Source organism: Caldicellulosiruptor sp. F32, assembly GCF_000404025.1.
GTDB lineage: Bacteria > Bacillota > Thermoanaerobacteria > Caldicellulosiruptorales > Caldicellulosiruptoraceae > Caldicellulosiruptor > Caldicellulosiruptor saccharolyticus.
In genome coordinates, this window is the sequence record NZ_APGP01000032.1 from 1 (window position 1) to 14,229 (window position 14,229).

Here is a 14,229-nt window from a genome sequence, read left to right on the forward strand (position 1 = left end):
AGAAGGTAACGGCGTATGTAGATGGTGTGCTGATATGGGGGCAAGAACCAAAATAATAGGTTTATAGAAAATTATTTAATGACAAAAAATTGTTAATTGCAAATTAAAAATGCAACGGATAAAAATTATTAAAGCCATAGCTTCGAACTGTAATATTGGTGATATAAAATTTTACAAAATATGTATACGAAGCTATGGCTTTATTTTTATCTTGTGGTTCTGAATACCCGTAAATACTTCTGATTATAACTCTCTTTTTATAACGAATTTTGATTTAATCTCGTCATAAAATTAGTTTGTGTAGCCTATTTCTATTTTTAGGTTTATCTTATAGTCTTCATAGTGTTTCTTTGTTCTTCCATCTTCCCTACGTATTCATACAAGTTCTGATTAGTTAGACTCTATTTTCCTGTTATTTCATGCTTAATTGAGATGTTAATTTTTGCTTTTTAAGGAAATTTTACATTAGTAAAATATCTTCTGCTCAAACAATGCAGTTGATTTAACTTATCAAACACTTTTTAAATGAAGCTATTTCAGTCTTGATACTGCACTCATCATCAATTAATTTGCTCCATTTTTCTGACATTTCAAAATAATACTTTGCTTGGTCTTTTTGCGAAGTTTTTAGATAAGTTTTTGCTAAGAGAAAATAGCACTTTGCGAGTTCTAAGGCAGAACCACTTGTTTCACTAAGTTTTATTGCATTTTTGAAGCATTCTATTGCTTCACTGTACTTTTCAGCAGCAGAAAGTATCTCCCCTTTCTTTCTTATGCATTCTATTTGTCTGAATATGTTTTTTTCTGCAAACTTTAATGAAATATCAATTTCTCTCTCTGCATCCAAAAGATTGTTTGTCAACAAAAAAAACTCTGCCTTAGTTAGATGATATTCGTAAGATGTATCTATGTCTTTTAAATTTTTAATAAAACTTGTTGCTTTATTAAGAAATTCTTCAGCAGCTTGCCAATTTTTCAGAAGAAGCAAAACTTTTGCGAGATTTATAAAACTCAAAGCTTTTTCGGCAGTAAACATTTTTGTTTCGCTGATATTTAGTGAGGCTAAAAACAATTCATAGCTATGTATTAATAAACCTTTTTCAATGTAGATTTCGCCTATATTAAGTAGGCAAGCACATTCTTCATACGAGAAATTCCATTTTTCAGCATTTTCATAAGCTTGGTTTAGATATTCGTATGCTTTTTTAAGAAGTCCTTTCTTTGTATAAATTATCCCTAAATTTATCAAAATATGAATTTGTGTATGTCTATCGGAAATTTTTTTGCTTTCTTCTAAGGCTAATGTTAAATTTTGTATTGCGCTATTAATTTGACCAGTTTGAAAATAAAGAATACCAAGATTACTGGTAAGTTTGACACGTAAACCAATATTATTAGTTTTAATTGCGGCAGATTTAGCTTTTTGTAAGTAATTTATTGCCTTATTAATATCTCCATAGTTTCTATAAAATGTATATGCAACTACATTAAAAATTTTCACAAGATTCTCAATCTCATTATCTTGCATTATTATAGTTTCTGTCTCTTCCAAAATTTGGTTAATATCTGAAGCCCCAGTATAACATTGAAATAGACTCTTGAGGTAGACTAATTTTGAATATAAGGTACTATTCCTGTCAATATTTTTTTCAAGCCCTATGAGTATTTCCTTCGCTTTAGCAAAGTCAGCAGTAAGGATGAGACATTCACATATTTCGCATTTTATAAATAGACTTTTTTCGGCATCTGCTACGCTATCTAAGATATTTAAGTACTTAAGAGCTTCAACATAGTTACCCATTTGTTTTTCTAAACTTGATAATTCTTCAAGTACTTTTGTATATAGATTGTTTTTTTGTTGGTTGTAATTTTCTAACATTTCAATTGCAATTTTAAAGTATTTTACTGCGTACTTGTACAAAAGTTGCTTTTTATAATAATTTGCAAGCAATATACAATATTTGGAAGAATTTATTATATCGTTCGCTTCATGGTAATGATAAATCAAAAGCTCGTAATAATAACTAATATTTTCTCTGAATAGTTTTTCAATAGATTTGGCAATTTTAAGATGAAGACTTATTTTAGTACTTTTTGGTATTGACCTCAGGACTGTTTCAAAAATAATATTATTTGCAAATTCGAAGATTTTGTCTGCTGTTGAAGATTGATAAGTTATGTCAACAAATTTAATGAAATTACTTTTTGAAAGAGTTAAGATGATATCATTTTCAGATTTTGAAGGTTTTAAAACATTTAATACTATACGTAAATTAAATCTTTGTCCAAAAACAGCAGCTATTTTCAAAAATTGTATTAATTCCTTATCGAGTTGAGAAAGTCTGTGTTCAACAATTTTATAAAATATTTCTGAAGCATTTATATTAGTGTTTTGAAGAAACAGCTTATTGTTCTGAATGCACAACTGATGATTCAAATAAAGCCATCTACAAACCTCTTTAAGATAAGAAATTTTTCCTTCTGATATGTCCACCATTAGCTGAGTAAATTTTTCATCAACAGTATTAACATTAAAGAAAGATTTCAGAAATTCCTCTGTTTCCTGAAGTGACAATTTCTGCACATAGATGGTTTTTTCGGCATTAAGGTGGATACTTTCATTTTCTGAAGTTATAATAAAGATTACTTTATCACAATACAAATTTGTCTTTAAATATTCCAGGATTTGAATTGATTCAATGTCAGCATAATGGATGTCATCTATTAAAAAAATAGAAAAATTTGAGCTCAAAAAAGCATCAAAAAATAGAAGTACATTTTGCCGAATTTCAAATTCCAAATCTTCTTGGGTCATGGATGAAACAATATTTCTAAAATCATCCTCGATATCTAATTGCAGAATGATAGAAAGAAATTTGAAACAGGTTTCTTTTTTTTCTAAGTCATCTTTAAATAAAAAGTCAAGAAAAGAGATTAATCGATGTTGCTTTATGGTTTGCACATCGTCTACACTTACATTTAATACTTTACATATTATTTGCGAAATTAACAAGTAAGGACGCGAATAATTATTAAAACTGCATCTAATGTAATACGTTTTTATATTGTTTGCAACTAAATGATTAGTTAATTTTTCTAAAAGAGAAGTTTTTCCAACACCGTTTGGCCCCAGTAAAAGAACGCTATTTGTATCTTTTGATGCGATTATATTAAATAGTTTTGATAAATAGCTATCCTGGATACGAGAAATTACATCAAATGTTGTAGCTTCATTGATAATTTCTAAAGGTATATAACACCTTATGGGATTGCTTTTATTTTTAACATAAATTTCTTTTGCCTCTGAATATAGGAATAAATCAAAAGTCTCCCTATAAATACTCTCTGATACATAAATAGTATTCTCAGGTGCTGCTGCTTGTAATCTTTGAGCAACATTAACAACGTCCCCAATAACAGTATAATCCTTTTCATAATATCCTCCGACTTTGCCAATTGCAACTATACCATAATTTATGCCGATACTCATTGATATTTTTAAATTTTTTTGTACTGAAAACTCGTTACAGAGCTTTAACATTTCAAGAGCACACAACACAGCACGCTTTGGGTCATCCAAGTGAGAGTTTTTTGCACCAAATAGTATCATAACACAATCTCCAATGAATTTATCTATGGTACCTTCATAGTAGTAAACAGGCTTTAAAATATATTCAAAAAATTCATTGATTATATTATTAACCTCATCAGGGCTTATTTTTTCGGAAAGCTTAGTAAATCCTGATATATCTGCAAATAGCACGGCTACCTTTTTTAGTTCGTCAGCAGATTGTTGATTAGCTTCACCTTGTCTTACAAATTCCCCACAATTAGGGCAGAAATTAATGTAGGTAGGTAATAATGAATTGCAAGATGGACACACACCCTTAAATTTCATTCCGCAAAAGATACATTTTTCAGCATTAGGAGATTGAATTTTATTGCCACAGTTAAAACAAATCATAGTTTTTCACAACCCAAAAATTTTTTTAAAAAGCTATTGAAAATTTAAAAATTTATGCGATAATATAATTAGAAAACCACATAAAAATTATACACAAAGAATGCTAGTTTGAACAGAGTTTTTAAAAATAAATAAGACACATATGTCGATAAAGGCAAACCTGTCGAAAGGCAGGGGCGCAAAGCCATGGGTCTGTCGGAAAAGGGTTTTACCTTTTCCTATGATTGCCAGGCTGCCGAAACATATGTCCAAGGGTAAAGGGAGTAAAAAGAGTATTTACCTTTGGCAGAGAGGCACCTGGCTAAAAAGTCAGGTGCCTTTTGATATATTAATGAGCAAGGCTTTGCTTGCTCAACTTAAAGGGGGTGTAAAAAGTTATGAAGCTTCATGTTTTGAAGAAATGGTCAATTGCTATACTTTTGGTATTTATTTTATCATTGGGTTTGAGTAGCATTGCTTTTGCACAAGATGAAACTCCTATTCAATTTAGTGGTAGTTTTACTGTAACAAATGAAGGAGGAAAATTCCAGGTAGGCTTTGTAGAAATTGATTTTAAGAAAGACTCGCTACCTGATGGAATAGATGCAATTACCTTTTATGCACAGATATATGCTGAAAATGGAACTGTGTACATTGAATTTTCACCAGATGCTAAATTCAAAAAAGATGTGCACCTAAGATGTGAAGGATATGAAGGGTACATCTATGATAGGTCTGCGGGGAAGAATATTTATGTCAAACTTAAAAAACAACAGCTAAAAACAGATCATTTTTCAAGGTTTGTATGGTCATTCTAAGATAATCCCTCTATCCTCATAACCCCTCGAACTCCTTTATATATTTTGAACGACCCTCATAATTAATATGAGGGTCGACTTTTTTTCTTTTCTTTCTTGACCTTGTACATATTCTCATCAGCTATTTTAATCAAGTCTTCGGAGTTCAAATTGGAAGTTGGGGAATATTCAGCAAATCCATAGCTTATTTGAATCTTATAGGGCTTTTGGACTTTTGCGTTAAACTCGTCGATTTTATTTTGGATTCTTGCAAGAACAATATTAGCTTCTCTTATTGTTGCTTTATAAAGTATCAACACAAACTCATCTCCGCCATATCTGAATGCTATATCATAACTTCTGATACTTTCTTTTAGAATTTGAGCAAAGCTTTTTAAAAGTTCATCGCCTATTTGGTGGCCAAATGTGTCATTTACTTGTTTTAGTCCATCGACATCAATAAAGCAAACAACAAAGTGTGTTTCATTCATTTTGGAGAGTTGTATCTGCTTTTCTAAATAAATCATTCCTTCATTTCGCGTAAACAGACCTGTCAGGTCGTCCAAAGATGCATATTTCTTAAACTCTTCTTGTTCAATTAAAATATCTTCACTCAAGTTTGCAATCACTTGTTTCATAGAATTAAATAAACTGATTAGAGCATAACGAGTGTTTGCAATATTTTTTTCTATCCTTTGGTAAAGATGAATTCGTTCAATTAATAAAGACGCTTGAGATGCAAGTGACAAAATAATTTCTTCATCTTCTTTTGTAAAGTCAACAATATTTTGGTAGATGTTGTCTTCTGTTAGCTTAATGGACTTGTCTTTCTTTTTGTTTATTATCTGCAAAACACCAATCACATTGCCTTGATAATCAATCATGGGTATTGCCATAAGATTTAGGGTTTTATAATGTAATGCTTGGTCGAAAAGTTTAAACTGCTGCAGATGGGAATTTTGGATATTTTGAATGTTGTTAATTGTAACAGGAATGCCATTTTGGGCAACGTATCCGACAATGCTTTGATTATCTATAGGTATTTTATAACCAATGTAATTGAAAGCAACTGAGTAGTTTTTGGCAAGTGTGATGACTAAATATTTTTGTCCTTCGAATTCTTTTACGATATAGAGGGTACCACCATCACTATTTGTGATGTCAATGCTTTCATTTAAGATCATTTCTAAAATGGTATCGACGTTTTTCTCCCGTGAAATTGTAATTCCAATTTTATTGAGTTTTCTGATTAGTCTTTTTAAATCTTGGGGATTATTATATTCGATCATTTTTTTGCATCCCTCTCAGCTACAATTTCTTGAGGTATATTAAAACCTAAATTTTTAGCTAAATTTACATCAAACCTTTCATCAATATGCATACAATAAACCTGTTTTCTTTTTGAGGGTGGTATTTGTTCTGAAAGTTCCTTTATGGAAAGATGGGGATGATGGTTATGATTTTCTGAACAAGTATCTTGGAATAAAAAATCTATTTCGCCTTCTAAAAATTTGGTTAGGATATAAAGAGGAATTGATTTTGAGTCCCCACTGTAATAAAATGTTACATTATTCAAGTAAATTAGATATCCAAAACAAGGCAATTCATTTACATGAACTTGTTCTAAGGATATTACCGTAAGTTTACTGAGATAGTTAACAAAGTCCTGAGGGGTTTTCAAAGTGTATATCTCATTTCTGATACCCATATAGTCAAGTAAATTTGATATTATTTCAGGTTGAGGGAAGATAAGAGTTATTTTCTTGCTTAGTTGATAATAACAATACAAGATTAATTGACCTAAACTTGCAATGTGGTCAGGGTGTGTATGAGTTATTAAAACATTTAAATGTAGATATTTTTCAAGTAGTTTCAAACTCAAAAGGGAGTTAAATATACCTCCACCACAGTCAATTAAAAAAAGATTATCTTCCAATTCAAAGTAAGCAGAGGTATTGTTATAATTAGGATTAAAAGCACTTCCGATTCCCAGAAATTTTAAAGGGTTTTCCTTTGACATTTTTTTCACCACCATTTCTTAATTAATAAATTAAAAACAATTTAAAGATCTCCAAGAGTACTTTTTAAACTTTCAAATATTTCCTCAAGAGCTTTTTCTTCTGAAGGTTTTATTTCATAAAAACTCCATTTGGTTTTGAATGGAAGGTTATAATTTTGTGAATTTGCCTTTTCAATCATTTTTCTTTCTATCCTTTTGGCAATCATTTTAGCTTTTATCAAGTCAACGTTGTAAAGCAAAAGGACATACTCATTTTCTTTTACCATTACAGGAATGTCATATATTCTTATTTCTGATGAAAGTACTTCATAGAATATATTTGATACTTTATTATCTGAAGTTTCGATTGATAAATAACATACAGTTATAATTGTTTCAGTAACTTTTGAGAGTTCAATTTGTTTTTTACAAAGTTCAAGTCCTTCTTTAAACTCAAGAACTTTTTTTCTTTTCTCAGCTTGAAGATACTCTATGAACTTTTGCTGACCTGTCAGCATTATATCATTTAAAGTCAAAATTGATTTTTTTACCGAGTCGAAAATATTACTTAGCATCTTTTGAGTATTTGTTATCAGTTGATCATTTTTTTGATGAAGCCAAATTCTCTCTAAAATAATTCCTAAAAGTGCCGAGATTGCTAATATTATTCTTGCATCGTTATCAGTATAGTCAATAGTAAATAGATGAGCATTATTTTCTTCAAGTTTTAATTGAGGTTTTGCCTTCTTATTAACAACTTGCAAAACTCCTATAACACTGTTTGTGTAATCAAAAATTGGTACTGTTATAGTGTTAATTGTAATATAATGCAAACTCCTGTCAAAAAATTTGAATTGCCTATATTCATGATTTTCAGGTAAAGATAAAGTTTTATTTATAACCACAGGTTTGCGGTTAGAAGCAACATATCCTGCTAAACTAATAGAGTTTATAGGCAGTGAGTATCCCAAGTAGAATTCAAAATTGACTGATTGATTTTTTGTAGCTTTGATTACAAGTTTTTCCTCGTTTTCTATCATTTCTTTAAGATAAATTGTGGCACCATCACTTGTTGTAAGTTCTAAACATATATCAATGGTTTGAAGGAGAATATCCTCTATATTTTTTTCAGTTGAGACATATAATACATAGGAGCTCAATTTCTCAAGAATATTTCGTAATTTCGAAATTTGGTCATAAAGTTCTATCATAATGTCAAAGTCACCACTTTTGAGAAAATCGCTATATTAAAATTATCGCAAAATTTAGTTGGTAAATCAATCAAAAATAAGGTTAGAAATAAATTACACAATTTTGTAATCATTTGATAATATAAATTATAAAAATTATGGTTATAATGGAAGTATCATAAGCAAAATTAATTTAAGAAAGGGGTTCAGAGGAGGATGAAAGTATTTAAAAAACGTCTATTGCTGATATGTGTGATGTTGGTTTTTGCTATTGTACAAATTTTTTCTGCAATTGCTTTTGCTCAAGACACATCAAGTCCTATTTTTTCAGATTTACCGCAAAATCACTGGGCTTATAATGCTGTAAAGTTTATGGTTGAAAGAGGAATTATTACGGGCTATCCAGACAATACTTTCAGACCTGACAATCCTGTGACTCGTGCGGAATTTGCAAGAATAATGGTGGTAGCACTAAATCTACCGATAAAAGTAACAGATACGCCATCCTTTAAAGATGTTCCTAAGGATCATTGGGCTTATCCATATGTTGAAAGTGCAAAATATTATTTGACAGGATTTAGAACTGCAAATGGTGACTACTTTAAACCTTCTGATTATGCAGTGAGAGAAGATATGGCTGTTGCGCTTGTTAAAGCAAAAGGTTTACAAAATGAGAATGTAGATATGAGCATATTAAATAATTACATTGACAAAGACCAAATATCGCCTAATTTAATGAAATATATTGCAATAGCAATTTCAAAAGGCATTATGATAGGTAACCCAGTTACCAATTCTAATCAGTTAAGGTTTGACCCACAAGGTGTTCTTACACGTGCCCAAGCAGCTATGCTTCTTTATAATGTTATTAATACCAAAGAGGAAAAAATAACTTATGACGATAACAATGGAGCTCAAAATAATCAGCAGCCCGGTTATCAAAAACCCAACGTGAGTGGATACACAAAAGGCGATAAGGTAGTTTTGGTTTGGAATAGGATAAACGACACCAGATTAAAAGGATATGCAGTTGTTATTTCCAAGAACAATATTGAACCTGAGTATCCTAAGGATGGCTATCTCACTATATTCAATAACAGAGATAATACTTACATTGAAATAAGCGTGGACTCAAAATATAATAATGGTGATTTTGGAGTTTACCTAAAAAGTGGAGAAGAGTATTATTTTAGTGTAACTGCTATTTATGACAACAATGTGTATGTAAAAGGCAATTCGATAAAACTGAAAATGCCAGTAGTACCTAATTATTTTGAAAAACCCTATGTGAAGTATGAGTATAAAGATAATAAATTTGTCCTGAGCTGGCAACCAATAAATGATTCGAGGTTAATTGGATACTATGTAGTAATTTCTAAGAAAAATAAGGAACCAAAGTATCCTGATAATGGCTATCTTGTTTTCATTAATGATAAGAATACGACCCAAATAACAATTGACAATACTATACCTTATAAGGGAGGAGACTTTGGTGAGTATTTAAGAGATGGTGAGGAGTATTATTTTAGCGTGACTGCCCAGTATCAAGACAGGTTTGTTGCGGGCAATAGTGTAAAAGCAGTTTATTACTCAAACTTAGACATAGCAAAGCTAAGGCCAAAACTTGAAGCGAAGACCATAAAAAAATTTTTTGGTATAAGATATATATCTCTAAGATGGAACAAAATAGATAATGATAAATTGTTAGGATATAAAATAGTTATCTCAGAAAACAATTCAACACCTGACTATATAAAAGATGGTTTGCTGGCAACAATAACTGATAGAAATATTACCTCAATAAATGTAAAAGCAAAGGATAAGTATTTAACAAACAATGAATATAAAGAGATAAAGAGAGGGTATTACTACTATATAACAATTTACGCAATTTATACTGATAGAATAGTTGGAGGTAATGTCTTAAAAGTTAAAATTCCATAAAATTTAAAAGGGCTGTAAACACTTCTGCATAGGTTGTTTACAGCCCTTTTAAAATTGAATCATTTCTTTTAACTTCTCTTTTACACTTTTCAGATCCCTGTAAAAATCCTCTCTTTTGCTGGGATCGCGAAGAAGTGCTGCTGGATGGTATGTAGCCATAATGTGAAACTCACCTTTTTGAAACCACTTACCTCTGTCTTGGGTGATTTTAAGATTTCTACCAAGGATATACTTCATCGCAGTTGCGCCAAGACAGACTATTATTCTGGGCTGCACAAGTTTTACTTGCGCCCGTAAAAATGGTAGACAATTTTGTGCCTCATACTCTGTAGGTACACGATTGTTGGGTGGTCGACACTTCAGGATGTTGCATATATAAAAATCATTTTCACGTGAAAGTTCAAGAGCATCCAACACAAGATCAAAAAGCTTTCCTGCTCTTCCAACAAAAGGTTTTCCTTGCTTATCTTCTTCTTCACCCGGTGCTTCGCCAATAAACATGAGCTTTGCGTTTTTGTTGCCATCTCCAATTACAACATTTGTCCTGTCCTTTGAAATTGGGCATTTTGTGCAAGAAAGACAGCTTCTTTCAAGCTCTTCCCATGTTGTCATACCTTTTCACCACTTCTTTGAAGATTTCTATCGCTCTGTCAATATGTTCTTTTTGAACAATCAAGGGCGGGGCAAACCTTACAACATTACCCCCACCGCAACTGCTTGTCAAAAGCCCATTTAATGCAAGCTCTTTTACCATATCTTTAACAGGGAAAGAAAATTCCACTCCAATCAATAGTCCTAAACCACGGACATCTACAATTGATTTAAAAAGCTCTTTTAGTTCTAAAAGCTTTTGTTTTAAATAGCTACCCATATTCTTTACATTATCGATTATATTTTCTTCTTCAATTATCTTCAATACCTCTAAAGCTGCTCTTGTTGCTAAAAGATTCCCGCCAAATGTAGAACCGTGCTCACCAGGTTCAAAGCTTGCAACCTCTTTTTTGCAAAGCATTGCACCAATTGGAACACCATTTCCAAGTCCCTTTGCAAGTGTTATTATATCTGGTACAATGTCATACTGTTCAAAGCAAAACAGGCTTCCACATCGTCCAATTCCTGTTTGAACTTCATCAATTATAAGTAAAATTCCGTTTTCCTTGCAGAGCTTGTAAATTTCATTTACGAATTTCTTTTCAAGAACCTTAATTCCACCTTCTGCCTGTACAAGTTCAATCATGATAGCTGCTGTCTTGTCATCTATTGCAATTCTTATTTTCTCAATATCAGCTTCAACATTCAAGAATCCTTCTGGCATTGGTTCAAATGGTTTTTGATACTTCTTTTGTCCTGTTGCAGCAGTTGTTGCTAAAGTTCTTCCATGAAATGAGTTTATAAGTGTTATGATTTTATATCGATTGCTTCCTTTTTTGTAAAAATAATTTCTTACAAGCTTTATAGCAGCTTCATTTGCCTCAGCACCTGAATTGCAGAAGAATACCTTGTCAAAAGGTGAAATTTCACAAAGTTTTTTAGCCAAAAGGGTCTGATTTTCTATATAAAAAAGGCTTGATGTGTGGATTAATTTTTCAATTTGGTCTTTTAAAGCTGCAACAAATTTCGGGTGGCTGTGGCCCAAGTTGCACACTGAAATTCCAGAGATAAAATCAAGATATTCTCTGTTTTCTGTATCATAAAGTATGCAGCCTTCACCTTTTTCAAATGCAATTGGGATTCTGTCGCCAAAAACATTTACATAGTACTGTTTATCATAAGAAATAATCTCATCTATTTTCATTTTTTACTACCTCACTAATCAAATTTTTTATAATTATACACCAATATTAATATTTATTCAACATCAACCCTCTTTTTAGACCGTGTCAGCTTGATAATTACGTATCCTAAAATAGCGATTATCAAAACAGCCAAGATAAAATAATCTAAGCCTTTTAAATGCTCTTCAATTGTTCTCCAGTTATCTCCAAGCTTTTTGCCAAGGTACACAAATACTAAAGACCAAGGAAACGAACCTAAGATTGTATACACAGAAAATTTAACAAAATTCATCCTTGCAATTCCAGCAGGAAGTGAGATAAACGTCCTTATTACTGGCAAAAGACGGCTTATGAATATTGTAATCTCTCCTCTTTTTTGAAAGAATTTTTCTGCTCTTTCAAAGTCGTGTTTTGAGATAAAGAAATACTTCCCATATTTTAGGATAAAGGGTCGACCTCCATAATATCCAATTAGATATGCAATTACAGAGCCAGCATAACCACCGAGTGTTGCTACTAAGCTCATAGAGAATATATTTCCAATACCTTTATAAACCAAATATCCACCAAGTGGTAAGATTATCTCAGAAGGAATAGGAATGCATGCAGACTCAAGAGTCATACCAATAAATATTCCTAAATATCCAAATTGTGATAAATATTCTGCAATTGAAATAAAGATTTGTTTTAGAACTTCCATTTCCTTTTTCCTCCAGTATGTTTGTATTCATATTAAATAAAAGAGTATAATACATTTAATTGAGAAAAAAGAATGTTAGGAGAACACAAAGTTATGACAATATTTTTTGCAATTGCATCAACAATTCTCGGCTCAATTATTGGAGCTGGTTTTTCAACAGGTCAAGAGGTTTTCTATTTCTTTTCTCAGTATAAATCAACCAGTTTTTGGTATATCAGTGTAGCATCATTTCTAATATTTTTGATTTTATTATACTTTTCAAACACTGTATTTGAAAATGGTATTTTAAATAAAGTTTTAAGGTTGTATATCATGTTATTTTCATTTGTGACTTTAATTGTAATGTTTTCAGCTTTTGGGCAGCTCGGCTTTGAATTTTTGGGGGTAAACAGGTATCTCTTTACAATTCTTTGCTTTGTATTGAGTATTGTCATCTACAGCCACGGTTTTACTTCTGTCATTAATGTGAATAAAGTAGTTGTAAGTTTGCTAATTAGTACGATTTTTATAATTTTTTTAAAAGACACATTTTCTAAAGAGGTATTACTACAGTTTGATGTACTCACAGATTCTTTGAAAAAACTTTACTCTACCCCTCTCTCACCGATATTATATGCAACATACAATTCACTTTTAGCATTTCCTGTAATATATAAGTTAAAAAATAGGTTTAAAACCAGAGAACTAAAAGTTGGTATTATCATAGCTTCTATTTTAATTTTTATATTGTTGAATTTCATAAACATAATTATACTTTCAAATCCTTCTTCTCAAACCTCACAGATGCCACTTTTGAAGGCAACTGACAATCATGTATTACAAGCCATCCTTATATTGTGTACATTTTTGGAGATACTTACAACAATTTTGGCAAACTATGTGGGACTTTGTTATTCTATCAAAAGTTCAGAAATTCAAAATATCATAATGATTACAGCTTTACTTTTGGGTTTTAATGGTTTTGAGCAGCTTCTAAGAAGTCTGTATTCTCTTATGGGCTATCTTGGTATTGGAGTAATTATGATGATGCTCTTGTCTACATTCTTAAAAAAAAGACAACTAAAATAAATGCTGCAAGTAAGAATCTATAGTAAGCGAATATCTTAAATCCACTTTTTCTCACTATATCAAGCAAAAAATGTATAGCTAAAAATCCAACAATTGCAGAAGTAAAAAATCCTATTGCAAAGCTTGAAAACTGGCTTGAAACATCATGTATGTTTTTCAAAAGTGACACAGCACCAGCTCCAAAGATGATTGGCGCTGACATCAAGAAAGAAAACTTTGCAGCAGCTTCTTTTTTAAGCCCCAGTAAAAGCCCTGTTGTCATTGTAATACCTGAACGAGATATTCCCGGAAAAAGTGCAAATGCTTGTGAAATTCCAATCAGTCCTGCTTGTAAGATGTTCATATTCGAAAGCGTAAATTTATTTTTAGCAGTTTTATCGACATAGTATAAAATAAACCCGAAAACTGCAAGTACCACAGCAATTAATAGGTACTGTTTTCTGAACACATTCTCAACAATGTTTTCAAAGAAGTATCCAAACCCTGCTCCTGGAATTGTTGCTACTATTATAAACCACAGAAGTTTTCCTTGGTCTGATTTTGGCTGTGTAATACCTTTTACTATTATCTCGATATAGTCTCTCCAAAAATATACAAGTACCGCCAAAAGAGTACCTAAATGCAAAGCTACATCAAATACCAGTGAGTGTTCCTTCCATCCAAAAAGCCATGGGAATATAATAAGGTGAGCAGAGCTCGAAATAGGCAAAAATTCTCCCAAACCCTGAAGTATTCCCAAAAAGATTGCTTGAAAAGTGCTCAAAACTCATGCCTCCTTTGAAAATTTTAATAGACTCTTATATTATACCAAAA

11 protein-coding genes and 1 riboswitch are annotated in these 14,229 nt (G+C 31.4%); of the genes, 3 read left to right on the forward strand and 8 right to left on the reverse strand.

Annotated elements, in window-relative coordinates:
* Positions 1–502 precede the first annotated feature (502 nt).
* Positions 503–3,964 carry an adenylate/guanylate cyclase domain-containing protein gene (locus H964_RS03610; protein WP_039764698.1) on the reverse strand — a complete coding sequence of 1,154 codons (3,462 nt, stop codon included), beginning with the start codon at positions 3,962–3,964 and terminating at the stop codon, positions 503–505.
* A gap of 143 nt (positions 3,965–4,107) precedes the next feature.
* Positions 4,108–4,204: riboswitch (cyclic di-GMP riboswitch) on the forward strand.
* A 137-nt stretch (positions 4,205–4,341) separates the two neighbouring features.
* Here H964_RS03610 and H964_RS03615 point away from each other — a divergent pair.
* Positions 4,342–4,761 (forward strand): hypothetical protein, encoded by a 420-nt coding sequence (locus H964_RS03615; RefSeq protein WP_039764699.1) that lies wholly within the window; start codon positions 4,342–4,344, stop codon positions 4,759–4,761.
* 62 nt (positions 4,762–4,823) lie between these two features.
* Here the strand turns inward: H964_RS03615 and H964_RS03620 are convergent, their stop codons facing one another.
* From H964_RS03620 to H964_RS03630, 3 genes are read right to left on the reverse strand one after another with little or no spacing between them, the layout of a single operon-like run.
* Positions 4,824–6,029 carry a sensor domain-containing diguanylate cyclase gene (locus H964_RS03620; protein ID WP_039764702.1) on the reverse strand — a complete coding sequence of 402 codons (1,206 nt, stop codon included), beginning with the start codon at positions 6,027–6,029 and terminating at the stop codon, positions 4,824–4,826.
* Entirely contained in the window at positions 6,026–6,760 is a 735-nt protein-coding gene (locus tag H964_RS03625; protein ID WP_039764703.1) for an MBL fold metallo-hydrolase, read from the reverse strand. The genes H964_RS03620 and H964_RS03625 overlap by 4 nt, the downstream gene beginning before the upstream one ends.
* A 41-nt stretch (positions 6,761–6,801) precedes the next feature.
* Entirely contained in the window at positions 6,802–7,950 is a 1,149-nt protein-coding gene (locus H964_RS03630; protein WP_039764705.1) for a GAF domain-containing protein, read from the reverse strand.
* 195 nt (positions 7,951–8,145) lie between these two features.
* Here H964_RS03630 and H964_RS03635 point away from each other — a divergent pair, with 195 nt between their 5' ends.
* On the forward strand, positions 8,146–9,873 hold the full coding sequence (locus H964_RS03635; protein ID WP_039764707.1) for an S-layer homology domain-containing protein: 1,728 nt from the start codon (positions 8,146–8,148) through the stop codon (positions 9,871–9,873).
* 48 nt (positions 9,874–9,921) lie between these two features.
* On the opposite strand, the gene H964_RS03640 is transcribed toward H964_RS03635, so the two are convergent.
* The 3 genes from H964_RS03640 to H964_RS03650 are packed head-to-tail and all read right to left on the reverse strand — an operon-like array spanning position 9,922 to position 12,348.
* Positions 9,922–10,485 carry a uracil-DNA glycosylase gene (locus tag H964_RS03640; RefSeq protein WP_039764709.1) on the reverse strand — a complete coding sequence of 188 codons (564 nt, stop codon included), beginning with the start codon at positions 10,483–10,485 and terminating at the stop codon, positions 9,922–9,924.
* Entirely contained in the window at positions 10,463–11,668 is a 1,206-nt protein-coding gene (locus H964_RS03645) for an aspartate aminotransferase family protein (protein WP_039764711.1), read from the reverse strand. Before H964_RS03645 ends, H964_RS03640 begins: the two co-directional genes overlap by 23 nt.
* 53 nt (positions 11,669–11,721) lie before the next feature.
* The gene (locus H964_RS03650) at positions 11,722–12,348 is read right to left on the reverse strand and encodes a DedA family protein (RefSeq protein WP_039764713.1); all 627 of its coding nucleotides are present in this window, start codon (positions 12,346–12,348) and stop codon (positions 11,722–11,724) included.
* A gap of 93 nt (positions 12,349–12,441) precedes the next feature.
* On the opposite strand from H964_RS03650, the gene H964_RS03655 reads away from it, so the two are divergent.
* A complete protein-coding gene (locus tag H964_RS03655) occupies positions 12,442–13,416 on the forward strand; it encodes a hypothetical protein (RefSeq protein WP_039764715.1) in 975 nt (324 codons plus the stop codon).
* On the opposite strand, the gene uppP is transcribed toward H964_RS03655, so the two are convergent.
* A complete protein-coding gene (gene uppP / locus H964_RS03660; RefSeq protein WP_039764718.1) occupies positions 13,385–14,179 on the reverse strand; it encodes an undecaprenyl-diphosphatase UppP in 795 nt (264 codons plus the stop codon). The genes H964_RS03655 and uppP overlap by 32 nt on opposite strands.
* Between the last annotated feature and the right edge of the window lie 50 nt (positions 14,180–14,229).

What these genes read in the sequence shown, in the direction of transcription:
- H964_RS03610 (WP_039764698.1), bottom strand. Translation starts at nt 3,964, where the DNA reads ATGATTTGTTTTAACTGTGGCAATAAAATTCAATCTCCTAATGCTGAA.
- H964_RS03615 (WP_039764699.1), top strand. Translation starts at nt 4,342, where the DNA reads ATGAAGCTTCATGTTTTGAAGAAATGGTCAATTGCTATACTTTTGGTA.
- H964_RS03620 (WP_039764702.1), bottom strand. Translation starts at nt 6,029, where the DNA reads ATGATCGAATATAATAATCCCCAAGATTTAAAAAGACTAATCAGAAAA.
- H964_RS03625 (WP_039764703.1), bottom strand. Translation starts at nt 6,760, where the DNA reads ATGTCAAAGGAAAACCCTTTAAAATTTCTGGGAATCGGAAGTGCTTTT.
- H964_RS03630 (WP_039764705.1), bottom strand. Translation starts at nt 7,950, where the DNA reads ATGATAGAACTTTATGACCAAATTTCGAAATTACGAAATATTCTTGAG.
- H964_RS03635 (WP_039764707.1), top strand. Translation starts at nt 8,146, where the DNA reads ATGAAAGTATTTAAAAAACGTCTATTGCTGATATGTGTGATGTTGGTT.
- H964_RS03640 (WP_039764709.1), bottom strand. Translation starts at nt 10,485, where the DNA reads ATGACAACATGGGAAGAGCTTGAAAGAAGCTGTCTTTCTTGCACAAAA.
- H964_RS03645 (WP_039764711.1), bottom strand. Translation starts at nt 11,668, where the DNA reads ATGAAAATAGATGAGATTATTTCTTATGATAAACAGTACTATGTAAAT.
- H964_RS03650 (WP_039764713.1), bottom strand. Translation starts at nt 12,348, where the DNA reads ATGGAAGTTCTAAAACAAATCTTTATTTCAATTGCAGAATATTTATCA.
- H964_RS03655 (WP_039764715.1), top strand. Translation starts at nt 12,442, where the DNA reads ATGACAATATTTTTTGCAATTGCATCAACAATTCTCGGCTCAATTATT.